Source organism: Pseudomonas sp. GV047 (assembly GCF_003058245.1).
Taxonomy (GTDB): domain Bacteria; phylum Pseudomonadota; class Gammaproteobacteria; order Pseudomonadales; family Pseudomonadaceae; genus Aquipseudomonas; species Aquipseudomonas marginalis.
Genome location: NZ_QCWA01000002.1, coordinates 351,355 through 372,536 on the forward strand (window position 1 = coordinate 351,355; position 21,182 = coordinate 372,536).

Genomic DNA, 21,182 nt, shown 5'->3' on the forward strand with positions numbered 1-21,182 from the left:
AGAGGAAGCTTTCCGTGGAAGCACTGCACAAGAAAATTCGCGAAGAAGGCATCGTGCTTTCCGATCAGGTACTCAAGGTCGACGCCTTTCTGAATCACCAGATCGACCCGGCCCTGATGAAACTGATCGGCGACGAATTCGCCGCGCTGTTCAAGGATTCGGGCATCACCAAGATCGTCACCATTGAAGCGTCGGGCATCGCACCGGCGATCATGACGGGCCTGAACCTGGGCGTGCCGGTAATTTTCGCCCGCAAGCAGCAGTCCCTGACCCTGACCGAAAACCTGCTGTCGGCGACGGTGTATTCCTTCACCAAGAAAGTCGAAAGCACCGTGGCGATCTCGCCGCGCCACCTGACCAGCAGCGACCGCGTACTGGTGATCGATGACTTCCTGGCCAACGGCAAGGCATCCCAGGCGCTGATTTCGATCATCAAGCAGGCCGGTGCGACCGTTGCCGGCTTGGGGATTGTGATCGAGAAGTCGTTCCAGGGTGGCCGTGCGGAGTTGGATGCGCAGGGCTATCGGGTCGAGTCGCTGGCGCGGGTGAAGTCGCTTGAAGGTGGCGTCGTCACCTTCATCGAGTAATCGTTGCCTGCACGCGGTTAAACATGTGGGAGGGGGCTTGCCCCCTCCCACATGTTGACCTGTGTTGATTTTAGTGTGCGGTTGCTTGTAAGCCAGCGAGCAATAGGCGCTGATAGAGATCCTCCTTCAACCCCTCCGGCGAATCCAACCCCATCCGCTTCAGATGCTCGGGAAACGCCTGGGGCTCCGGTGCATCCAGCGCTGCCTTGCCCAGCTCCAGAATCTCCGTCAGCTTGAATTTGCTCTTGAGCCAGTTCAAGGCGCGCAACAGGTCCCGCTCTTCGTCAGTGAAGTCGCTGCCCAGCGGATATTCCGGGAACAAACGCCGATGCCGCGCCTGGATACCCTGGAGCCGCTCCGGCGTGTTGTCGCCAAAGCGCGGATCCAGCTGGAAATCCTTGGGCAACTTGCCGGCCTTTTGCGCCTGTTCGATCAAGTCGGCCTGGAAGCGTGAGTCGGTGATGTTGAGCAACGCCTCGATCACCTTGGCATCCGTCTGCCCACGCAGGTCGGCAATACCGTACTCCGTGATGACGATGTCCCTCAGGTGGCGGGGAATGGTGCAATGCCCATACTCCCAGACGATATTGGAACTGACCTCCCCCGCCGACTCACGCCAGCTGCGCAGGATCAGGATCGAGCGCGCGCCCTCCAGCGCATGCCCCTGAGCCACAAAGTTGTATTGCCCGCCCACGCCGCTGAGCACGCGACCGTCCTCCAACTGGTCGGCCACGCCTGCGCCCAGCAACGTTACCGTGATCGCGCTGTTGATAAACCGCGCATGCTGGCGTTGCAGGCGCTTGAGTTCTTCCTGGCCGTACAGCTCGTTGATGTAGCTGATGCGGGTCATGTTGAATTCCAGGCGCTTGGCGTGGGTCATCTCCTGCAAACGCTGGTAAAAACTGCACGGCCCGAGGAAGAACCCGCCGTGGATCGAAACGCCATCGGGTTGTGCCGCGTCGTCCAGCAAACCAGCGTTGGCTTGTTCCTGGGTGGCCACATCCGGGTAGACCTTGCGCCGGATAATCCCCGCATCCGCCAGCACCAGCAGGCCGTTGACGAACATTTCGCTGCAACCGTAAAGGCCACGGGCGAAAGGATCGACACCGCCTTCCCGGCTGATCAGCGGGGCCCACTGGTATACATCGATGTCCGTCAGCAGCAGTCGATAGGCTTCGTTGTCCGCCTGGCGCGCCAGCAACGCGGCGGTCAGCGCATCCCCCATGGAGCCGATGCCGATCTGCAAGGTGCCCCCGTCGCGCACCAGGGTGCTGGCATGCAAGCCGATGAAATGGTCCTGGAACCCCACCGGCATGTTCGGTGTGGAGAACAGGGTGGTGCTGTCCTTTGCATCGATCAGGTAGTCGAACGCGTCCATGCCCAACTCCGAGTCGCCCGGCATGTAGGGCAACTCGGTGTGAACCTGGCCAACAATCAAGACGGTTTCGCCCGCTTCACGGCGCTTGGCGATCATGGGCAGCAGGTCGAGGGTGATGTCGGGGTTGCAGCTCAGGCTCAGGCGATCCGGGTGTTCGGCGCTGCTCGCGACCAACTGCGCCACCAGGTTCAGGCCGGCGGCGTTGATGTCGCGGGCGGCGTGGCTGTAGTTGCTGCTGACGTAGTCCTGCTGGGCCGACGTGCTGTGGAGCAGACTGCCGGGCTGCATGAAGAACTGCTGCACATGGATATTCTTCGGCAGGCTGTCTGAGTGCAGCGCGGCGAGAAACTCCAACTCTGGGTAATCACCAAACACCCGCTCGATAAAGGGTTCGAGGAAACGCTTCTGCAACCCATCGCCCAAGGTGGGGCGGCCCAGGCTCAGCGCGGTGTAGATCGTCAGCGCCCGCTCCGGCAGCTTGGCGATACGCCGGTACAGTGCATTGGCAAACAGGTTGGGCTTGCCCAGCCCCAGGGGCATGCCCATGTGGATATGCGCCGGTAGCCGCGCGAGTACATCGTCAACTGCTTGCTCGATTGAACACAACTGCACCATCCGACCCTCCTGAACATTCCATGATTAGGGGTTGGACAGAGAATGGCGGGTCTTTGCTGCAAAGAACAGCCTCGAAACACACATCACACCCACAAAAAAGCCGCTCGTAAGCGGCATTTTTGACGAAGATCGGCGGTTACAAGCCGGACATCTTCTTGATCGCGCCCTTCAGGTCATCATCCGAGCAATCCGCACAGGTGCCTTTTGGCGGCATGGCGTTGATACCGGTGATGGCCTTGGCCAGGATGCCATCAAGGCCGCCCTGGTGGTCGGCGCGTTCTTTCCAGGCGGCGGTGTCGCCGATTTTCGGCGCGCCCAGCAGCCCGGTACCGTGGCATGCGTTGCAGTGCTTGGCGATGATGTCGTCGGGCGTCTTCGCAGCGCCCCCGCCCGCAGCTACCGCCACTTCCATGCCCTTGCACTCCTGGCCCTGGACGCACACCTGGCCAACCGGCTCCAGGCGCTTGGCAATGTCATCGTTGGTCGCAGCTTGAGCGCTGACAGCCCATAGGGCCAGTACGGTTGCTGGTGCAGCCAGCATTTTCATAATTAGATTCACGCGTTCACCCTCAATGGTGGCTATTCACGCCTGCGGCCACGGTTTCGCAGGCGGCGAAAGTATAACGGTTAGCCCGTCCGGCCGAAACAACCCTATTAAATAAAGGGAGATTCAGTCTCGCGGAATGCTGCTCGGGAGCCTCTGCAACGCTGGCAGGACGCCTCTTTTGTTAGAAGTTCGCGGGTGTGGCTGCGCTGATTAGTCGCGCCGGCACATCGAACGGATTACGGAAACGATGGGGCTTGGTGCTTTCAAAGTAGTAGCTATCGCCGGCTTCGAGCACAAAAGTTTCAAGACCGACCACCAACTCCAAACGGCCCTCCACCAGAATCCCGGTTTCCTCGCCCTCATGGGTGAGCATTTCTTCGCCTGTATCGGCGCCAGGCGGGTAGATTTCATTGAGAAATGCAATTGCCCGGCTCGGGTGCGCACGGCCCACCAGCTTCATGGTGACGGCGCCGTCAGAGATGTCGATCAGCTCATTGGCTTTATAGACGATCTGCGTCGGTATTTCCTGGAGGATCTCCTCGGAAAAGAACTCGACCATGGACATGGGGATGCCGCCCAGCACCTTGCGCAAGGAACTGATCGAGGGGCTGACGCTGTTTTTTTCGATCATCGAAATGGTGCTGTTGGTGACACCCGCGCGCTTGGCGAGCTCACGCTGGGAAAGACCCTTCAGCTTACGGATGGATTGCAGTCGTTCGCCGACGTCCAATGCGGGAGCCTCCTAGGATTCAGGCGTTGTTGTAATTGAGCGTTATCATGGCGACAGCGTTCAGTATTTACAACACTTGGGCCTAAATCCCAGGGCGCTGTGTTCGTCCCTGACGGTCAAGCGCCGGAATAGAGCCTTGGCACACGACGCAGGTTGCAGAATATCTGGTACGGGATGGTCTCGGCGGCGGCGGCGACGTCACTGGCGAGGATATTTTTGCCCCACAACTCCACCGTAGAACCAAGACCCGCATCCGGGACGTCTGTCAGGTCGATGCACAGCATGTCCATGGACACGCGACCCAGCAATTGGCTGCGCTGCCCCGCCACCAGCACCGGCGTGCCGGTGGGCGCATGGCGCGGGTAGCCGTCGGCATAGCCCATGGCAACCACGCCGATACGCATCGGTTTGGGCGTGATGAACCGGGCGCCGTAGCCCACCGGCTCGCCGGCTGGCAGTTCACGCACACAGATCACTTTCGATTCCAGGGTCATCACCGGCTGCAAACGCGCGGCCAAGGCCTGGTCCTCACCAAACGGTGTGGCGCCATACAGCATGATGCCCGGGCGTACCCAGTCGCTGGATACGCTCGGCCAACCCAGCACCGACGGCGAGTTGCGCAGGCTGACCTCAGCCACCAGGCCCTGGCGCGCCGCATCGAATACCGCCACTTGCTCGTTGCTGCTGACGCAATCGAGTTCATCGGCGCGGGCAAAATGGCTCATCAACACAATCTTTGCGACTTTGCCGCTGGCCAGCAGGCGCTGGTAAGCCTCGTGGTAATCCTTGGGGTGCAGGCCAACGCGGTGCATCCCCGAATCGAGCTTGAGCCAGATGGTCAGCGGCGCGCTCAACCGGGCCTGTTCGATGGCCTCCAGTTGCCACAGCGAATGCACCACGCACCAGAAATCATGCTCGACGATCAGCGGCAACTCGTCGGCTTCGAAAAAACCTTCGAGCAGCAGCACCGGTGCGCGAATACCCGCGGCGCGCAGCTCCAGCGCCTCCTCGATGCACGCCACGGCAAACCCGTCGGCCTCGGCTTCCAGCGCCTGGGCAACGCGTACGGCACCATGGCCGTACGCGTCGGCCTTGACTACGGCGAGGGCCTTGGCCCCCGTGACTTCACGGGCCAATTGGTAGTTGTGGCGCAGGGCTTGGAGGTCGATCAGGGCACGGGCAGGACGCATGGCGGCAGGCTTCTAGGCGGCAAAGTGGAGAAAAAACCGGCGCCGACCAACAGCGTCAGCACCGGGAGAGGGATCGTTGTTTAAGGCAGCGCGGCCACGACGGACAGCTCTACCAGGATTTCCGGTTCGCACAGCTTGGCCTCAACCGTGGCGCGGGCCGGGGCGACGCCTTTGGGCAGCCACTTGTCCCACACCGCGTTCATGCCGGCGAAATCGGCGTCGATGTCTTTCAGGTAGATCGTCACCGACAACAGCTTGGTTTTGTCGGTGCCGGCCAAGTCCAGCAAACGCTCGATATTGGCCAGGGTTTCACGGGTCTGCTGTTCGATCCCGGCGTTCATGTCGTCACCGACTTGCCCGGCCAGATACACGGTACCGCTGTGAACGACGATCTGGCTCATGCGCTCATTGGTGAGCTGGCGCTGGATTGACATGTTTTGCGGACTCCTGGTGGTTGCCATAACGGGAAATATCGAGACCTTCGGCGCTGATCTGCGGCGTTTTCTTCGCCATCAGGTCGGCCAACAGGCGACCGGAGCCGCACGCCATGGTCCAACCGAGGGTGCCATGGCCGGTGTTGAGGAACAGGTTCTTGAACGGCGTGGCACCGACAATCGGCGTGCCGTCGGGTGTGGTCGGGCGCAGGCCGGTCCAGAACGTGGCTTCGGCCAGATCGCCGCCTTGAGGATAAAGGTCGTTGACGATCATCTCCAGGGTTTCACGCCGACGCGGGTTAAGCGACAGGTCAAAACCGGCTATTTCAGCCATGCCGCCGACGCGGATGCGGTTGTCGAAACGGGTGATGGCGACCTTGTAGGTCTCGTCGAGAATGGTCGACGTCGGCGCCATCGCCGAGTTGGTAATCGGCACCGTCAGCGAGTAGCCCTTGAGCGGGTACACCGGCGCCTTGATCCCCAGCGGCTTGAGCAGCTTCGGCGAGTAGCTGCCGAGGGCCAGCACGTAGCGGTCGGCGGTCTCCAGCTTGCCGTCGATCCATACGCCGTTGATGCGGTCGCCGGCGTAGTCGAGGCGCTGGATGTCCTGTTCGAAGCGAAAATCCACACCCAACTGCTTGCACATGTCGGCCAGGCGGGTAGTGAACATCTGGCAGTCGCCGGTCTGGTCGTTGGGCAGGCGCAGGGCACCGGCGAGGATATCGGTGACGCTGGCCAGGGCCGGCTCAACACGGGCGATACCGGCGCGGTCGAGCAGTTCGAACGGCACGCCGGACTCTTTCAACACGGCGATGTCCTTGGCGGCGCCATCCAACTGGGCCTGGGTACGGAACAACTGGGTAGTCCCGAGGCTGCGGCCTTCGTAGGCGATGCCGGTTTCAGCACGCAGCTCATCAAGGCAGTCACGGCTGTACTCGGACAGGCGCACCATGCGCTCCTTGTTCACCGCATAACGGCTGGCGGTGCAGTTGCGCAGCATCTGCGCCATCCACAGGTATTGGTCAATATCCGCCGTGGCCTTGATCGCCAACGGCGCGTGGCGTTGCAACAACCACTTGATGGCCTTGAGCGGCACGCCCGGCGCGGCCCATGGCGAAGCGTAGCCTGGGGACACCTGGCCGGCGTTGGCGAAACTGGTTTCCATGGCAGCAGCCGGCTGACGGTCGACCACAACCACTTCAAAGCCGGCCCGCGCCAAATAGTAGGCACTGGTCACCCCAATGACGCCGCTACCCAAGACCAGAACGCGCATTTTTATACCCTCATCGCGGGCTTGGCCGCTGACGTGTGTTATTCGAGTAATGATGGGCGCAGTATAAAAAGCAATCGCCAGTGCATTTCACTATATAAATGCCTATATTTGGCGACAATTCTCGGCAAAAACCCTTTTCACAGAGGCGTATCCCCTATGCGTACCAACACCCAGACCAAGCGGGAGCTGGACAAGATCGACCGCAACATCCTGCGCATCCTGCAAACCGATGGGCGAATTTCGTTCACCGAGCTGGGGGAAAAGGTCGGGCTCTCCACCACGCCGTGTACCGAGCGGGTGCGGCGGCTGGAGCGCGAGGGGATCATCATGGGTTACAACGCGCGGCTCAATCCCCAGCATTTGAAGGGAAGTTTGCTGGTATTTGTCGAGATCAGTCTCGATTACAAATCCGGCGACACCTTTGAGGAGTTCCGCCGCGCCGTGCTGAAACTGCCCCATGTGCTGGAATGCCACCTGGTCTCGGGGGACTTCGACTATCTGGTGAAAGCGCGGATTTCCGAGATGGCCTCGTACCGCAAATTGCTCGGCGACATCCTGCTCAAGTTGCCCCATGTGCGGGAATCGAAGAGCTATATCGTGATGGAAGAGGTCAAGGAGAGCCTCAACCTGCCTATTCCCGATTAAACCAGCACCTGCCGGGTGCTCGCCATGTATTCATGGATCTGCTTTTCCACCCGTGGGTGAATCAGCTCTGCGGGCCCCCGCCCATTGGGGCATGGCAAGGTCTTCGTGGTGCCGAACAGCCGACAGATCAGCGGCCGCTCGTCATACACGGTGCAGCCGTTGGGGCCCAGGTGCACACAGTTCAGCTCGTCCATCGCGGCGTCCTGCTCGGCAGCGGTCTTGCGTGGCAGGCGCGACATTTCCTCGGGCGAAGTGGTGACCGGCCCACAGCAGTCGTGGCAGCCGGGGACGCACTCGAACGAAGGAATCTGACGGCGCAGCGCGCTGATTTTCTGACTGTTGCAACTCATCGAAACAGGTACCGAACGGCGAATAGAGGTGGATTCTGAAGCAAAACGCCCTGCGCAGACAGCTTCGTCCGACCGCTGTATCCTGCGTCAAATTTTCCAAACAGGGATGCTCCCCATGACTGCCAGCGCCCGGCACACCGCTTCCTACTACGCCGCCAGCAGCGTACCGCAACCCGATTACCCGGCGCTGACGGGCGAAGTGAGCACCGATGTGTGCGTGATCGGCGGCGGCTTCTCCGGGCTCAACACGGCCCTGGAGCTGGCTGAGCGCGGCTTCAGCGTGGTGCTGCTGGAGGCGCGCAAGATCGCCTGGGGTGCCAGCGGGCGCAATGGCGGCCAGTTGATTCGCGGCGTCGGTCATGGCCTGGAGCAGTTCACCAACGTGATCGGCACCGATGGCGTGCGCCAGATGAAGCGGATGGGCCTGGAAGCCGTGGAGATCGTGCGTGAACGTGTCGAACGCTACCAGATCCCCTGCGACCTGACCTGGGGCTACTGCGACCTGGCCAACAAGCCTCGCGACCTGCAAGGCCTTGCCGAAGACGCCGAAGAACTGCGCAGCCTGGGCTATCGCCACGAAGTGCGCCTGCTGCAGGCGAGCGACATGGGCAGCGTCATCGGCTCCGACCGCTATGTGGGCGGCATGATCGACATGGGGTCCGGCCACCTGCATCCATTGAACCTGGCTCTCGGCGAAGCCGCCGCCGCGCAGCAATGGGGTGTGCAGTTGTTCGAACAGTCGCAAGTTACGCGCATCGACTACGGCCCCGAGGTCAAGGTGCACACCGCCCACGGCACTGTGCGCGCCAAGACCCTGGTCCTGGCTTGCAATGCCTACCTCAATGGACTGAATCCGCAGTTGAGCGGCAAGGTGCTGCCCGCCGGCAGCTACATCATCGCCACCGAACCGTTGAGCCAGGCCCAAGCCGCCAACCTGCTACCGCAGAACATGGCCGTGTGTGACCAGCGCGTGACGGTGGATTACTTCCGGCTGTCCGCCGACCGTCGCCTGTTATTCGGCGGCGCCTGCCACTACTCCGGACGCGACCCCAAGGACATCGGCGCCTACATGCGGCCAAAGATGCTGCAGGTGTTCCCACAGCTGGCCGACGTGAAGATCGATTACCAATGGGGCGGCATGATCGGCATCGGCGCCAACCGCCTGCCGCAGATCGGCCGCCTGGCGGACCAGCCCAACGTGTATTACGCCCAGGCCTACGCAGGCCACGGCCTCAACGCCACGCACCTGGCGGGCAAGCTGCTGGCCGAAGCCATCAGTGGCCAGCAGCAGGGACGTTTCGACCTGTTCGCCCAGGTGCCGCATATCACCTTCCCCGGCGGCAAGCACCTGCGCTCGCCGCTGCTGGCCTTGGGAATGCTCTGGCACCGCCTCAAAGAGCTGGTCTGATCAATCGCGCCAGAAGGGTTTCAGGCCTTCCTGGCGGGCTTGCTCCGAGGTCAATCCAACATCGCGCAATTGCTCGCGAGTCAAGTGCAGCAAGGCCTTGCGCGTATGGCGGCGGTGCCAGAACAGGCTCCAGCGGCTGATCTCGCGCGGCGATATCGCCCGCTCTTGTCCAGCCTGCAATTCCTGACTGTGTAACGTCAGCCGCACATCACTCATGCCGTTCATTTTGCTGCCCCTCATTTGCCTGTTGCCATGAGTGGCTAGAATGAGCGAGCAGGCAAAACCATTACAGATTCAACTCACCTTTATTAAATCCATACAGATACTGCCCGTGTGCGGCTGAATCCTGTATTTTCCCTCTATCTGTACTGGTCACCTGGAGCGACCGCCATGACGCTTTACGTCAACCTCGCCGAATTGCTGGGCACGCGTATCGAACAGGGGTTCTATCGCCCTGGCGATCGACTGCCGTCCGTACGCGCCTTGAGCGTGGAGCACGGGGTCAGCCTGAGCACCGTGCAGCAGGCGTATCGACTGCTGGAAGACAATGGCCTGGCGATGCCCAAGCCCAAGTCCGGCTACTTTGTACCGGTAGGTCGGGAGTTGCCGGCACTGCCGGAGGTCGGCCGCCCGGCTCAGCGCCCGGTGGAAATATCGCAGTGGGACCAGGTACTGGAATTGATTCGCGCAGTCCCGCGCAAAGACGTCATACAGATGGGTCGCGGCATGCCGGATGTATTGTCGCCCACCCTCAAGCCCCTGCTGCGCAGCCTGGCGCGTGTCAGCCGGCGCCAGGATCTGCCGGGGCTGTATTACGACAATATCCTCGGCTGTATGGAACTGCGCGAGCAAATCGCCCGGCTGTCATTGGATTCCGGCTGCCAACTGACGGCCGAGGACATCGTGATTACCACCGGCTGCCATGAGGCGCTGTCCGCCAGCATCCACGCCATCTGCGAACCGGGCGATATCGTCGCGGTGGACTCGCCCAGTTTCCACGGGGCCATGCAGACCCTCAAGGGTTTGGGCATGAAAGCCCTGGAAATCCCCACCGACCCGATCACCGGCATCAGCCTCGAAGCCCTGGAACTGGCGCTGGAACAGTGGCCGATCAAGGTCATCCAGCTGACCCCCAACTGCAATAACCCCCTGGGCTATATCATGCCGGAGGCACGCAAACGCGCATTGCTGACCCTGGCCCAGCGCTTTGACGTCGCGATCATCGAAGACGATGTGTATGGCGAACTGGCCTACAGCTACCCACGCCCGCGTACCATCAAATCCTTCGACGAAGACGGTCGTGTGCTGCTGTGCAGTTCGTTCTCCAAGACCCTGGCGCCAGGCCTGCGCATTGGCTGGGTGGCTCCGGGCCGGTACCTGGAGCGGGTACTGCACATGAAGTACATCAGCACCGGCTCCACCGCCACGCAGCCGCAGATCGCAATTGCCGAGTTTCTCAAAGGGGGGCATTTCGAACCGCATTTGCGACGAATGCGCACGCAATACCAGCGTAATCGCGACCTGATGCTCGACTGGGTCAGCCGCTACTTCCCGGCCGGCACCCGCGCCAGCCGCCCCCAAGGCAGTTTCATGCTGTGGGTAGAGCTGCCGGAAGGTTTCGACACCCTCAAGCTCAACCGCGCGCTGGTGGAACAAGGCGTACAGGTGGCTGTGGGAAGCATCTTTTCCGCGTCGGGCAAGTACCGTAACTGCCTGCGCATGAACTACGCTGCCAAGCCCACCGCCCAGATTGAAGAGGCCGTGCGCAAAGTCGGCGCTGCCGCGATGAAGATGCTGGCCGAAACGGTGGACTGACCTTTCGCGAGAAATCGCCGTCATATGTCGACAACCGCCCTGACCTGGACACGACTCCCTTGATGATTCGACGGCTTTTACCGTTTTTCCTGCTGGGAGCCCTGGCCCTGAGCGGCTGCGCCACGGTGAGTACCCCGCGCATACCCAGCGACGCCCTGCCGGCCGCCCACTCGTCGTTCGGCCGCTCGATCCAGGCCCAGGCCGCGCCTTACCAGGGCCGTTCAGGTTTTCGCCTGCTGCCCAACAGCAGCGAAGCCTTCATGGCCCGCGCCGAGCTGATCCGCAATGCCCAGACCAGCCTTGACCTGCAGTACTACATCGTCCACGACGGCATCAGCACGCGCATGCTGGTGGATGAACTGCTCAAGGCCGCCGACCGTGGCGTGCGCGTGCGCATCCTGCTGGATGACACCACCAGCGACGGCCTCGACCAGATCATCGCCACCCTCGCCGCCCACCCCAAGATCGAGATTCGCCTGTTCAACCCCCTGCACCTGGGGCGCAGCACCGGTGTGACGCGCGCCATGGGCCGCCTGTTCAACCTGTCGCTGCAACACCGGCGCATGCACAACAAGCTGTGGCTGGCGGACAACAGCGTGGCCATCGTCGGTGGGCGCAACCTGGGGGATGAGTATTTCGACGCCGAGCCCAACCTGAACTTCACCGACATCGACATGCTCAGCGTCGGGCCGGTGGCCGAGCAACTCGGGCACAGTTTCGATCAGTACTGGAACAGCGCCCTGAGCAAACCCATTGATGATTTTGTCTCCAATACGCCTTCCAAAGGTGACCTGGCCGCCGCGCGCCTGGGCCTGGAGGCGTCGCTGGCCGAATCGCGCCAGCAGAAGCACGCGCTGTACGCGCGCCTGCGCACCTACCAGACCCAGCCGCGCATGGACATCTGGCGCCGCGAACTGATCTGGGCCTGGAACCAGGCGTTGTGGGACGCACCCAGCAAGGTGCTGTCCAAGGCCGACCCGGACCCGCACCTGCTGCTGACCACACAACTGGCCCCGGAACTGGAAGGCGTCAACCATGAACTGATGATGATCTCGGCGTACTTCGTGCCGGGACAGCCCGGCCTGGTGTACCTGACGGGGCGCGCCGACGCGGGCGTATCGGTGAGCTTGTTGACCAACTCCCTTGAAGCCACCGACGTGCCTGCCGTACATGGCGGCTACGCACCGTACCGCAAGGCGCTGCTGGAGCATGGGGTAAAACTCTACGAGCTGCGCCGCCAACCGGGTGACGGCGGCAGCGGCCCGCACCTGTTTCGTCGAGGCACGTTCCGCGGCTCGGACTCGAGCCTGCACAGCAAGGCGATGATCTTTGATCGGCAAAAATCGTTTGTCGGCTCTTTCAATTTCGACCCGCGCTCCGTGCTGTGGAACACCGAGGTCGGCGTGCTGGTGGACAGCCCCGAGCTGGCGGAACACGTGCGCAATCTCGCCCTGCAAGGCATGGCGCCGGCCCTGAGCTACGAGGCGAAACTGCAGGACGGCAACGTGGTATGGGTGACCGAGGACAACGGCCAACTGCACACCCTGACCCGTGAGCCGGGCAGTTGGTGGCGACGGTTCAATGCCTGGTTCGCCACCTCGGTCGGCCTGGAGCGCATGCTCTAGGAACAGCGAGGATCAAGCGGGCTGAGCAGCACCAAACGCGCCTTGGCGCAGCAACAGCACCACCAAACCCAAGGCCCCGGCCGCCATCAGCCACGGCAGCGCGTGCCCGCTGATCCATTGGCTGCCGGCGCCGGCCACCAGCGGGCCGATCAGGCAACCGATGCCCCACAACTGCGCGATGTGGGCATTGGCACGCACCAGCGCATCGTCACGATAACGCTCGCCGATCAGAATCAGCGACAACGTGAACAACCCGCCGGCACTGGCGCCGAACAGCACCCATATTGGCCAGATCAGCAGCGTGTGCATCAGCAACGGAACCGCCAGGCTCGATGCCAGCAACAGCAGTGCGCAACTCAAAAACAGCGTGCGTCGTGGCAGGTAATCCGCCAGCGCACCGATGGGCAGTTGCAGCAGCGCGTCACCGACCACCACCGTGCTGACCATCGCCAGGGCAATTTCGGCAGTGAAGCCCTGTTGCAGGCAATACACCGGCAGCAGCGTCAGGATCATCGCCTCAAACGCGGCGAACAGCGCCACCGCCCAGGCAATCGCCGGCAGGCTCAGGCAGAAGCGCCACAGGTCCGCGAAGGTCACGCTGAACGATTCGGCACTGGGCGCACCAGAGCGACCCAGCAATGCCAACGGAGCCACCACCAGCAGGCCAACGCCGACCCAGAAACCATAGTCATGGTCGGTACCGATCAGGCCCAGCAGCAACGGGCCCGAGAGCTGGCTCAAGGCATAACTGCAGCCATACAGCGCCACCAGCCGGCCACGCCACTGCTCCACCACCAACTGGTTGATCCAGCTTTCACCGAGGATAAACACGATGGTCAGGATCACCCCGATCATCAGGCGCAACACCAGCCATATCGGGTAGCTGGGCAGAATGGCCAGCAAACCGATGGATACCGCACCCGCCCACAGGCACAGACGCATGAGATTCGCGGTGCCGAGCCAGGCGGCCAGGCGGCTGGAGACCTTGGCACCGAGCAATACGCCGAAGGCCGGCATGGCGGCCATTACGCCAATCGCGAAACTGCCGTAGCCCCAGCCCTCCAGGCGCAGGGAGACCAGCGGCATGCTGACGCCCAGGGCCAGGCCGACACTGAGCACCGAGGCCAGGACGGCGAAATAGGTCGCCCAACGCATTGCCACGCTCCTGTGGATAATCATGGGTTCACACAAAACAGTGTGGGAGGGGGCTTGCTCCCGATTGCGGTGGATCATTGAGCACTGTTAGTGCCTGACACACTGCTATCGGGGCAAGCCCCCTCCCACATTTGCCTGCGGTGTTGCTTAGAGCTTGATCCAGGTCGCCTTCAGCTCGGTGTACTTGTCGAACGCATGCAGCGACTTGTCGCGACCATTACCCGACTGCTTGAAGCCGCCAAACGGTGCGGTCATGTCGCCGCCATCGTATTGGTTGACCCACACGCTACCGGCACGCAGGGCCTTGGCGGTGAGGTGCGCCTTGGAAATATCCGATGTCCACACCGCAGCAGCGAGGCCATATTGGGTGTCGTTGGCGATCTTGATCGCTTCTTCGGCGCCGTCAAAGGTGATCACTGACAGCACTGGGCCGAAGATCTCTTCCTGGGCGATTCTCATGGCGTTGGTTACACCGTCGAAAATCGTCGGTTCGACGTAGGTGCCGCCCGTCTCTTCCAGGATGCGCTTGCCACCCGCCACCAACTTGGCGCCGTCAGTGTGGCCGGCTTCGATGTACGACAGCACGGTGTTCATCTGCTGGGTGTCCACCAGGGCACCGACGTTGGTCGCCGGGTCCAGCGGGTTGCCGGGCTTCCAGCCCTTGAGGGCCTCGATCACCAGCGGCAGGAAGGTGTCCTTGATCGAACGTTCCACCAGCAGGCGCGAACCGGCAGTGCAGACTTCACCCTGGTTGAAGGCGATGGCGCTGGCAGCGGATTCGGCGGCGGCTTGCAGGTTCGGAGCATCGGCAAAAACGATGTTCGGGCTCTTGCCGCCGGCCTCCAGCCAGACGCGCTTCATGTTCGACTCACCGGAGCGAATCAACAGTTGCTTGGCGATCTTGGTCGAACCGGTGAACACCAGTGTGTCGACGTCCATGTGCAGCGCCAGCGCATTGCCGACGGTGTGGCCGTAGCCCGGCAGCACGTTGAACACGCCTTTCGGAATACCGGCTTCAACGGCCAGGGCCGCGATGCGGATGGCGGTGAGCGGGGATTTTTCGGACGGTTTGAGGATCACCGAGTTACCGGTGGACAGCGCCGGGCCGAGTTTCCAGCAGGCCATCATCAGCGGGAAGTTCCACGGCACGATGGCACCCACCACGCCGACCGGCTCGCGGGTCACCAGACCCAACTGATCGTGCGGGGTGGCTGCGACTTCGTCGTAGATCTTGTCGATTGCCTCGCCGCTCCAGCTCAGGGCATTTGCCGCGCCGGGTACGTCAATGTTCAGGGAGTCACTGATCGGTTTGCCCATGTCCAGGGTTTCGAGCAGCGCCAGTTCTTCGGCATTGGCCTTGAGCAGCGCGGCGAAACGGATCATGGTGGCTTTGCGTTTGGCCGGCGCCAGGCGCGACCAGACACCGGAATTGAAGGTGGCGCGGGCGTTTTCTACGGCGCGCTGGGCGTCGGCGGCGTCACAACTGGCAACACTGGTCAGCAGGCGACCATCGACCGGGCTGATGCATTCGAAGGTGTCACCGGAAACAGCGGCGGTGTATTCGCCATTGATGTAGGCGCGGCCTTCGATCTTCAGATCCTTGGCGCGTTGTTCCCAGTCGGCACGGGTCAGGGTGGTCATGCGAGTGTCCTCCTCTTATTGAATACAAGGGCCAGGCGATGTCCCCCGGCAGCCTCAAAGAATGCTTGCCCGCCAGCCAGCTGTTCGGCTCAAAGGCAGCTGCCACCCTAAACCAGCGGCCAGGGATGTTTCAATATATTTGACATAACCGCGGTAAACGCCCTTGCGATGTTCATTTTAATAAACATAGACTTTGGGCTCTCCAACCGCAGGCCAGACGGGACACGCACATGAGCATCCAGGACATCGTCGATTTCAGCCAGGCCAACACCGCCCCAGACCGCTACCGCCCTGCCGCGGAAAAAATCCTCAAGGGCGATCCCGAACAAACGGTGTACAACCATTACAACAGCCCGTGCGGCCAGATGAACGCCGGGGTCTGGGAAGGAGAGGTCGGGCAGTGGCAGGTCAACTACAGCGAGCATGAGTATTGCGAGATCGTGCAGGGCGTCTCTGTATTGCGCGACGCCGAGGGCAATGCGAAGACCTTGCGTGCCGGCGACCGCTTCGTGATCCCCGCCGGCTTCAGCGGCACCTGGGAAGTGCTGGAGCCGTGCCGCAAGATCTATGTGGTGTTCGAGCAGAAGGCCTGATCAACAAACGCCAGGCAAAAAAAAGCCCGTATCGTGAGATACGGGCTTTTTCACAAGGAGGAAAATCAATTACTTGATTTTGCCTTCTTTGTAGATCACGTGCTTGCGAACGCGCGGGTCGAACATTTTCTTTTCGAGCTTGTCCGGGGTAGTACGCTTGTTCTTGTCGGTAGTGTAGAAGTGACCAGTACCGGCGCTAGAGATCATTCGAATCAATTCACGCATGATAGAGCTCCTTAGATCTTGCCAGCGGCGCGGATTTCGGCCAGCACGACAGTGATGCCACGCTTGTCGATAATACGCATGCCTTTGGCAGATACACGCAGGCGAACAAAACGTTTCTCTTCTTCAACCCAGAAGCGGTGATGCTGCAGGTTCGGCAGGAAACGACGACGGGTTTTGTTATTTGCGTGGGAAATGTTATTCCCAGTCACCGGACCCTTACCGGTAACTTGACAGACTCTCGACATGCCTCAGCCCTCTAAAACCACATGCCCAACCCGGCATGGGTTGGCCGCTTAATCTCTCAGTCATTTGGCGCCAGGCGCCACGTTTCTTTAGGGTCTTACCGGCTACACCTACAAGCGAAGGAACCGGGCCCCTAGAAAAGAGCGCTGCTTTATACCAGAAAGACCCATGTGCAACAACAGCCCGTGTATTTTTACCGGCGTAAATCTCGGCGACAGACGCCCGAACCGTTGCCAGGAGGGGCCGCTGTAACAGCCGACCGCTCGTCGCACAGAATGATTTACAGCGCTCGCGCGCGCAGTAAGGCGCACAGCGAAACGCGCTGGGGTGCCATCAAAACAGTATTTGAAGCAAAAGCACAGGCAAAAATGGGCTAGTCATTTATCAACCAGACCACTACGGTAGGGCTTTTCCAGACTGCACTCGCAGATGGGCCTTCGATCTGCAAAGGAAACCGAACATGCGCCTCGCTGCCCTACCGCTATTGCTAGCCCCTCTATTTATCGCGCCGCTGGCCTCTGCCGCCAGCACCTTGAGCGTCTGCACCGAGGCCAGCCCCGAAGGGTTCGATGTGGTGCAATACAACTCGCTGACCACCACCAACGCCTCAGCCGATGTGCTGATGAATCGCCTGGTGGACTACGACGCAGCCAGCGGCAAACTGGTACCCAGCCTGGCGGACAGCTGGGACGTCTCGCCGGATGGCCTGACCTATACCTTCAAGCTGCACCCGGACGTGAAATTCCATCGCACCGAGTATTTCACCCCAAGCCGCACCCTGACCGCCGAAGACGTGCGCTTCAGCTTCGAACGCATGCTCGACCCGGCCAATCCGTGGCACAAGATCGCCCAGAGCGGCTTCCCCCACGCCCAGTCCCTGCAATTGCCAACGCTGGTCAAGAAGATCGATGCCCTCGACCCGCTGACCGTGCGCTTTACCCTCGATCACGCCGACTCCACCTTCCTCGCGGCCCTGAGCATGGGCTTTGCCTCGATCTATCCGGCGGAATACGCCGACAAACTGCTCAAGGCCGGCACGCCGGAGAAGCTCAACAGCCAGCCGATCGGCACCGGGCCGTTCATCTTCAGCCGTTTCCAGAAAGATGCCGTGGTGCGCTACAAGGCCAACCCAGACTATTTCGCCGGCAAACCGGCTGTGGATAACTTGATCTTCGCAATTACTCCGGACGCCAACGTACGCCTGCAGAAACTGCACCGCAACGAATGCCAGATCGCCCTGTCGCCCAAGCCCCTGGATGTGGGCGAGGCCGAAAAGGACCCCGCACTCAAGGTAGAAAAAACCGCAGCGTTCATGACCGCGTTCGTGGCCATCAACAGCCAGCACCCGCCCCTGGACAAGCCCGAGGTGCGCCAGGCCATCAACCTGGCCTTCGACAAGGGCAGCTACCTCAAGGCGGTGTTTGAAGGCACCGCCGAAGCCGCCAACGGCCCGTACCCGCCCAATACCTGGAGCTACGCCAAAGACTTGCCGGGTTATCCACAGGACCTCGCCAAGGCCAAGGCCTTGCTGGACCGTGCCGGCCTCAAGGACGGCTTCAAGACCACCCTCTGGACGCGCCCCACCGGCAGCCTGCTGAACCCTAACCCGAACCTCGGCGCGCAACTGCTGCAGGCGGACCTGGCCAAGGTGGGCATCCAGGCCGAGATCCGCGTGATCGAATGGGGCGAGCTGATTCGCCGCGCCAAAGCGGGTGAACACGACCTGCTGTTCATGGGCTGGGCCGGTGACAACGGCGACCCGGATAACTTCCTGACCCCACAGTTTTCCTGCGCGGCGGTTAAATCCGGCACCAACTTCGCCCGCTACTGTGATCCGGCGCTGGACAAGCTGATCAGCGCCGGCAAGACCACCAGCGAACAAGGTGTACGCAGCAAGCTGTACCAGCAGGCCCAGGCGCAGATCCAGCAACAGGCGCTGTGGTTGCCGCTGGCGCACCCGACGGCGTTCGCCCTGGCGCGCAAGAACGTCGAGGGCTACCAGGTGAGCCCCTTCGGGCGCCAGGATTTCTCGAGGGTCAGCGTCAAGCCCTGAGAACCAGGCCCGCCCCCAGGGGGCGGGCTTACATCCACCCATATTCCGCCATCGACAACGGATCACCGTCCCCCACGATGACGTGATCGAGTACCCGCACATCCACCACTTCCAAGGCCTTTTGCAGCAGCTTGGTCAATTTTCGATCAGCCGCGCTGGGCTCCACGCTCCCGGAAGGATGGTTGTGACACAGAATCAACGCCGCTGCGTTATAGGCCAGGGCGCGCTTGACCACTTGCCGCGGGTAGACCACGGCAGCGTCGATGGTCCCCTCGGACAACACTTCGAACCCCAGCACCCGATGCTTTGAATCGAGAAACAGACAGCCGAAAACTTCATGGGGCTCATGGCGCAACAGCGACTTGAGGTAATTGCGCACGGCCACCGGGCTTTCCAGCACCGAATCGCTGCGCAGGCGCTCGGCCATATGGCGCCGGGACATTTCCAGTACCGCCTGCAACTGCGCAAACTTCGCCGGCCCCAAGCCCAACTGCTGGCTGAACACCGCCTGGCTGGCTTCCAGCAGCGGGCGCAAACCGCCAAATTGCGCCAGCAGATGGCGCGCCAGGTCCACCGCGCTCCTGCCGGTTACGCCGGTGCGCAGGAAGATCGCCAGCAATTCAGCATCGGACAGACTCGCAGCACCCCACTCCAAAAGCTTCTCTCGCGGCCGCTCTGCCGCCGGCCAATCACGAATACTCATTCCACCTCCCTGTGCATGTGCGCCGCTGTTGCGGGGCGGGCGCTGTGTTATCGTAGGCCCTCTTTTTTGCGTGCGATTTCACCTGGGGAGGGGGCATCGCAGGCGTCACTGAACTGGCTTCACTGAACTGGAAAGGCAAACCAATGCAGCGTCTGTATCGGAAACGCATCGTTCTCGGCGTCGGCGGCGGCATTGCCGCCTACAAGAGCGCAGAGCTGGTCCGCAGGCTTCTCGACCAGGGCGCCGAAGTGCGCGTGGTCATGACCCGCGGCGGCAGTGAGTTCATTACTCCGCTGACCATGCAGGCCCTGTCCGGACACCCGGTTCACCTGGACCTGCTGGACCCGGCAGCCGAAGCCGCCATGGGTCATATCGAACTGGCCAAATGGGCCGACCTGGTACTGATCGCCCCTGCCACCGCCGACCTGATCGCGCGCCTGGCGCAAGGCATCGCCGATGACCTGCTGACCACCCTGGTACTGGCCACCGACGCCACCGTCGCCATCGCCCCGGCCATGAACCAGGCCATGTGGCGCGACCCGGCGACCCAGGCCAACACCCAGCTCCTGCAAAGCCGTGGCCTCAAGGTGTTCGGCCCGGCCTCCGGCAGCCAGGCCTGCGGCGATGTCGGCATGGGCCGCATGCTCGAGGCCACCGACCTGGCATTGTGCGCCGCCGAATGCTTCCAGCACCTGGCCCTGACGGGCCGGCACGTGCTGATTACGGCAGGCCCGACCCAGGAAAACATCGACCCGGTACGCTACATCACCAACCATAGCTCAGGAAAAATGGGCTTTGCCTTGGCGGAAGCCGCGGTCGAGGCAGGCGCACGCGTTACCCTGATCACCGGTCCGGTGCACTTGCCGACTCCCGATCGCGTCACGCGAATCGACGTAGTCAGCGCCCGGGACATGCTGGCCGCCTGTGAGGCCGCCATTCCCTGTGACCTGTTTATCGCTTCGGCAGCGGTTGCAGACTACCGCCCGGAAGTCGTCGCCCCGCAAAAGCTCAAGAAAGACCCTACGAGCGGCGACGGCCTGCTCCTGCAAATGGTGCGCAACCCGGACATCCTGGCCACCATTGCCACGCGTCCGGACCGCCCGTTCAGTGTCGGCTTTGCCGCCGAGACCGAGCACCTGCTCGACTACGCCGCACGCAAACTGAAAGACAAAAACCTCGACCTGATCGTTGCCAATGATGTCGCCAACCCGAGCATCGGCTTCAACAGCGAGGAAAACGCCTGCAGCGTGATCGACCGCGAGCTGCACGCCACTCTTTTCGCCCAGACCAGCAAAGGCAAGATTGCCCGCCAACTGATCTCTTTTATCGCCCAACGGCTGAACCAGGTTTAATTTCCATGCACGCTTTGCAAGCCAAGATCCTCGACCCCCGCATCGGCACCGAATTCCCGCTGCCGGCCTACGCCACCCCAGGTTCCGCCGGCCTGGACCTGCGCGCCATGCTCAAGCAAGACACCGTCCTTGAGCCGGGCCAGACCGTCCTGATTCCCACCGGCCTGTCGATCTACGTCGGCGACCCGGGCCTGGCTGCGCTGATCCTGCCGCGCTCCGGCCTGGGCCACAAACACGGTATCGTGCTGGGTAACCTGGTAGGCCTGATCGACTCGGACTACCAAGGCGAGTTGATGGTGTCGTGCTGGAATCGTGGCCAGACGGCGTTCAACATCGCTGTCGGCGAGCGCATTGCCCAGCTTGTACTGGTGCCGGTGGTGCAGGCGCACTTCGAACTGGTGCAGGATTTTGACGAAACCCAACGCGGCGCAGGTGGCTTTGGGCATTCCGGCAGTCACTGACTACGCTGAACCTGGCCGGGCACCTTTGCCCGGCTCGATGCCCCCGCAAGGCTTTTCAGGATGAAGAATGCGCGGACTTTATCAGCGAGATTTCCCATTTGAAATCAATGCATTACGCAGAAATAAAGACAGGGGCCAAGCTCCGATGGCACTTTTGCA

General features: G+C 61.7%; 22 protein-coding genes. 9 read left to right on the forward strand and 13 right to left on the reverse strand.

The window, feature by feature from the left end; all coding sequences use genetic code 11:
• The first annotated feature begins 14 nt into the window (after positions 1-14).
• Entirely contained in the window at positions 15-587 is a 573-nt protein-coding gene (locus C8K58_RS06880; RefSeq protein WP_025856334.1) for a xanthine phosphoribosyltransferase, read from the forward strand.
• 70 nt (positions 588-657) lie between these two features.
• On the opposite strand, the gene C8K58_RS06885 is transcribed toward C8K58_RS06880, so the two are convergent.
• The 6 genes from C8K58_RS06885 to dadA all read right to left on the reverse strand — a co-directional run bounded on the left by C8K58_RS06885 (position 658) and on the right by dadA (position 6,754).
• Positions 658-2,580, reverse strand: a complete 1,923-nt coding sequence (locus C8K58_RS06885; RefSeq protein ID WP_108573451.1) for an acetyl-CoA hydrolase/transferase C-terminal domain-containing protein — start codon at positions 2,578-2,580, stop codon at positions 658-660.
• 136 nt (positions 2,581-2,716) lie between these two features.
• Entirely contained in the window at positions 2,717-3,127 is a 411-nt protein-coding gene (locus tag C8K58_RS06890; protein WP_043293857.1) for a cytochrome c5 family protein, read from the reverse strand.
• Positions 3,128-3,308: 181 nt separating this feature from the next.
• The gene (locus C8K58_RS06895; protein WP_003176893.1) at positions 3,309-3,857 is read right to left on the reverse strand and encodes a cupin domain-containing protein; all 549 of its coding nucleotides are present in this window, start codon (positions 3,855-3,857) and stop codon (positions 3,309-3,311) included.
• A gap of 116 nt (positions 3,858-3,973) precedes the next feature.
• On the reverse strand, positions 3,974-5,047 hold the full coding sequence (gene alr, locus C8K58_RS06900; RefSeq protein ID WP_027608303.1) for an alanine racemase: 1,074 nt from the start codon (positions 5,045-5,047) through the stop codon (positions 3,974-3,976).
• Between the two features lie 80 nt (positions 5,048-5,127).
• On the reverse strand, positions 5,128-5,481 hold the full coding sequence (locus C8K58_RS06905) for a RidA family protein (protein ID WP_017135862.1): 354 nt from the start codon (positions 5,479-5,481) through the stop codon (positions 5,128-5,130).
• A complete protein-coding gene (dadA, locus tag C8K58_RS06910) occupies positions 5,453-6,754 on the reverse strand; it encodes a D-amino acid dehydrogenase (protein ID WP_027608301.1) in 1,302 nt (433 codons plus the stop codon). The genes C8K58_RS06905 and dadA overlap by 29 nt, the downstream gene beginning before the upstream one ends.
• A gap of 156 nt (positions 6,755-6,910) precedes the next feature.
• Between dadA and C8K58_RS06915 the strand changes: the two genes are divergently transcribed.
• Positions 6,911-7,399, forward strand: a complete 489-nt coding sequence (locus C8K58_RS06915) for an Lrp/AsnC ligand binding domain-containing protein (protein WP_003176896.1) — start codon at positions 6,911-6,913, stop codon at positions 7,397-7,399.
• Here C8K58_RS06915 and C8K58_RS06920 read toward each other — a convergent pair.
• Positions 7,396-7,749, reverse strand: coding sequence for a YkgJ family cysteine cluster protein (locus tag C8K58_RS06920; protein ID WP_092488216.1), 354 nt, complete (start codon positions 7,747-7,749; stop codon positions 7,396-7,398). The genes C8K58_RS06915 and C8K58_RS06920 overlap by 4 nt on opposite strands.
• Before the next feature lie 115 nt (positions 7,750-7,864).
• Between C8K58_RS06920 and C8K58_RS06925 the strand changes: the two genes are divergently transcribed.
• Positions 7,865-9,157, forward strand: a complete 1,293-nt coding sequence (locus tag C8K58_RS06925; protein WP_027608300.1) for an FAD-binding oxidoreductase — start codon at positions 7,865-7,867, stop codon at positions 9,155-9,157.
• Here the strand turns inward: C8K58_RS06925 and C8K58_RS06930 are convergent, their stop codons facing one another.
• Positions 9,158-9,382, reverse strand: coding sequence for a DUF1127 domain-containing protein (locus C8K58_RS06930; protein WP_027608299.1), 225 nt, complete (start codon positions 9,380-9,382; stop codon positions 9,158-9,160).
• 165 nt (positions 9,383-9,547) lie between these two features.
• On the opposite strand from C8K58_RS06930, the gene C8K58_RS06935 reads away from it, so the two are divergent.
• Both C8K58_RS06935 and C8K58_RS06940 read left to right on the forward strand, forming a co-directional pair.
• Positions 9,548-10,972, forward strand: a complete 1,425-nt coding sequence (locus C8K58_RS06935) for a PLP-dependent aminotransferase family protein (protein ID WP_092355848.1) — start codon at positions 9,548-9,550, stop codon at positions 10,970-10,972.
• A 62-nt stretch (positions 10,973-11,034) separates the two neighbouring features.
• Positions 11,035-12,597, forward strand: a complete 1,563-nt coding sequence (locus C8K58_RS06940) for a phospholipase D family protein (RefSeq protein WP_108573453.1) — start codon at positions 11,035-11,037, stop codon at positions 12,595-12,597.
• A gap of 12 nt (positions 12,598-12,609) precedes the next feature.
• Here the strand turns inward: C8K58_RS06940 and C8K58_RS06945 are convergent, their stop codons facing one another.
• Both C8K58_RS06945 and C8K58_RS06950 read right to left on the reverse strand, forming a co-directional pair.
• Positions 12,610-13,752: an MFS transporter gene (locus C8K58_RS06945; RefSeq protein WP_027608296.1), complete on the reverse strand. Its 1,143-nt coding sequence runs from the start codon at positions 13,750-13,752 to the stop codon at positions 12,610-12,612.
• A 147-nt stretch (positions 13,753-13,899) separates the two neighbouring features.
• Complete coding sequence (locus tag C8K58_RS06950) at positions 13,900-15,393, reverse strand: aldehyde dehydrogenase (RefSeq protein ID WP_027608295.1); 1,494 nt, start codon at positions 15,391-15,393, stop codon at positions 13,900-13,902.
• Positions 15,394-15,623: 230 nt separating this feature from the next.
• Here C8K58_RS06950 and C8K58_RS06955 point away from each other — a divergent pair, with 230 nt between their 5' ends.
• Positions 15,624-15,986, forward strand: a complete 363-nt coding sequence (locus tag C8K58_RS06955; RefSeq protein WP_027608294.1) for a cupin domain-containing protein — start codon at positions 15,624-15,626, stop codon at positions 15,984-15,986.
• Positions 15,987-16,055: 69 nt separating this feature from the next.
• Here C8K58_RS06955 and rpmG read toward each other — a convergent pair whose 3' ends face one another.
• Positions 16,056-16,211: a 50S ribosomal protein L33 gene (rpmG, locus tag C8K58_RS06960; protein ID WP_003176906.1), complete on the reverse strand. Its 156-nt coding sequence runs from the start codon at positions 16,209-16,211 to the stop codon at positions 16,056-16,058.
• 11 nt (positions 16,212-16,222) lie between these two features.
• Entirely contained in the window at positions 16,223-16,456 is a 234-nt protein-coding gene (gene rpmB / locus C8K58_RS06965; protein ID WP_003176907.1) for a 50S ribosomal protein L28, read from the reverse strand.
• A 458-nt stretch (positions 16,457-16,914) separates the two neighbouring features.
• Here rpmB and C8K58_RS06970 point away from each other — a divergent pair, with 458 nt between their 5' ends.
• Positions 16,915-18,507, forward strand: a complete 1,593-nt coding sequence (locus C8K58_RS06970; protein ID WP_027608293.1) for an ABC transporter substrate-binding protein — start codon at positions 16,915-16,917, stop codon at positions 18,505-18,507.
• A gap of 28 nt (positions 18,508-18,535) precedes the next feature.
• Here C8K58_RS06970 and radC read toward each other — a convergent pair whose 3' ends face one another.
• Positions 18,536-19,210, reverse strand: coding sequence for a DNA repair protein RadC (radC, locus tag C8K58_RS06975; protein WP_027608292.1), 675 nt, complete (start codon positions 19,208-19,210; stop codon positions 18,536-18,538).
• A gap of 143 nt (positions 19,211-19,353) precedes the next feature.
• On the opposite strand from radC, the gene coaBC reads away from it, so the two are divergent.
• Positions 19,354-20,562 (forward strand): bifunctional phosphopantothenoylcysteine decarboxylase/phosphopantothenate--cysteine ligase CoaBC, encoded by a 1,209-nt coding sequence (gene coaBC / locus C8K58_RS06980; protein ID WP_027608291.1) that lies wholly within the window; start codon positions 19,354-19,356, stop codon positions 20,560-20,562.
• A 5-nt stretch (positions 20,563-20,567) separates the two neighbouring features.
• Positions 20,568-21,023, forward strand: coding sequence for a dUTP diphosphatase (gene dut / locus C8K58_RS06985; RefSeq protein WP_027608290.1), 456 nt, complete (start codon positions 20,568-20,570; stop codon positions 21,021-21,023).
• Positions 21,024-21,182: the final 159 nt, after the last annotated feature.

What these genes read in the sequence shown, in the direction of transcription:
- C8K58_RS06885 (WP_108573451.1), bottom strand. Translation starts at nt 2,580, where the DNA reads ATGGTGCAGTTGTGTTCAATCGAGCAAGCAGTTGACGATGTACTCGCG.
- C8K58_RS06890 (WP_043293857.1), bottom strand. Translation starts at nt 3,127, where the DNA reads ATGAAAATGCTGGCTGCACCAGCAACCGTACTGGCCCTATGGGCTGTC.
- alr (WP_027608303.1), bottom strand. Translation starts at nt 5,047, where the DNA reads ATGCGTCCTGCCCGTGCCCTGATCGACCTCCAAGCCCTGCGCCACAAC.
- C8K58_RS06905 (WP_017135862.1), bottom strand. Translation starts at nt 5,481, where the DNA reads ATGTCAATCCAGCGCCAGCTCACCAATGAGCGCATGAGCCAGATCGTC.
- dadA (WP_027608301.1), bottom strand. Translation starts at nt 6,754, where the DNA reads ATGCGCGTTCTGGTCTTGGGTAGCGGCGTCATTGGGGTGACCAGTGCC.
- C8K58_RS06915 (WP_003176896.1), top strand. Translation starts at nt 6,911, where the DNA reads ATGCGTACCAACACCCAGACCAAGCGGGAGCTGGACAAGATCGACCGC.
- C8K58_RS06920 (WP_092488216.1), bottom strand. Translation starts at nt 7,749, where the DNA reads ATGAGTTGCAACAGTCAGAAAATCAGCGCGCTGCGCCGTCAGATTCCT.
- C8K58_RS06925 (WP_027608300.1), top strand. Translation starts at nt 7,865, where the DNA reads ATGACTGCCAGCGCCCGGCACACCGCTTCCTACTACGCCGCCAGCAGC.
- C8K58_RS06930 (WP_027608299.1), bottom strand. Translation starts at nt 9,382, where the DNA reads ATGAACGGCATGAGTGATGTGCGGCTGACGTTACACAGTCAGGAATTG.
- C8K58_RS06935 (WP_092355848.1), top strand. Translation starts at nt 9,548, where the DNA reads ATGACGCTTTACGTCAACCTCGCCGAATTGCTGGGCACGCGTATCGAA.
- C8K58_RS06940 (WP_108573453.1), top strand. Translation starts at nt 11,035, where the DNA reads ATGATTCGACGGCTTTTACCGTTTTTCCTGCTGGGAGCCCTGGCCCTG.
- C8K58_RS06945 (WP_027608296.1), bottom strand. Translation starts at nt 13,752, where the DNA reads ATGCGTTGGGCGACCTATTTCGCCGTCCTGGCCTCGGTGCTCAGTGTC.
- C8K58_RS06950 (WP_027608295.1), bottom strand. Translation starts at nt 15,393, where the DNA reads ATGACCACCCTGACCCGTGCCGACTGGGAACAACGCGCCAAGGATCTG.
- C8K58_RS06955 (WP_027608294.1), top strand. Translation starts at nt 15,624, where the DNA reads ATGAGCATCCAGGACATCGTCGATTTCAGCCAGGCCAACACCGCCCCA.
- rpmG (WP_003176906.1), bottom strand. Translation starts at nt 16,211, where the DNA reads ATGCGTGAATTGATTCGAATGATCTCTAGCGCCGGTACTGGTCACTTC.
- rpmB (WP_003176907.1), bottom strand. Translation starts at nt 16,456, where the DNA reads ATGTCGAGAGTCTGTCAAGTTACCGGTAAGGGTCCGGTGACTGGGAAT.
- C8K58_RS06970 (WP_027608293.1), top strand. Translation starts at nt 16,915, where the DNA reads ATGCGCCTCGCTGCCCTACCGCTATTGCTAGCCCCTCTATTTATCGCG.
- radC (WP_027608292.1), bottom strand. Translation starts at nt 19,210, where the DNA reads ATGAGTATTCGTGATTGGCCGGCGGCAGAGCGGCCGCGAGAGAAGCTT.
- coaBC (WP_027608291.1), top strand. Translation starts at nt 19,354, where the DNA reads ATGCAGCGTCTGTATCGGAAACGCATCGTTCTCGGCGTCGGCGGCGGC.
- dut (WP_027608290.1), top strand. Translation starts at nt 20,568, where the DNA reads ATGCACGCTTTGCAAGCCAAGATCCTCGACCCCCGCATCGGCACCGAA.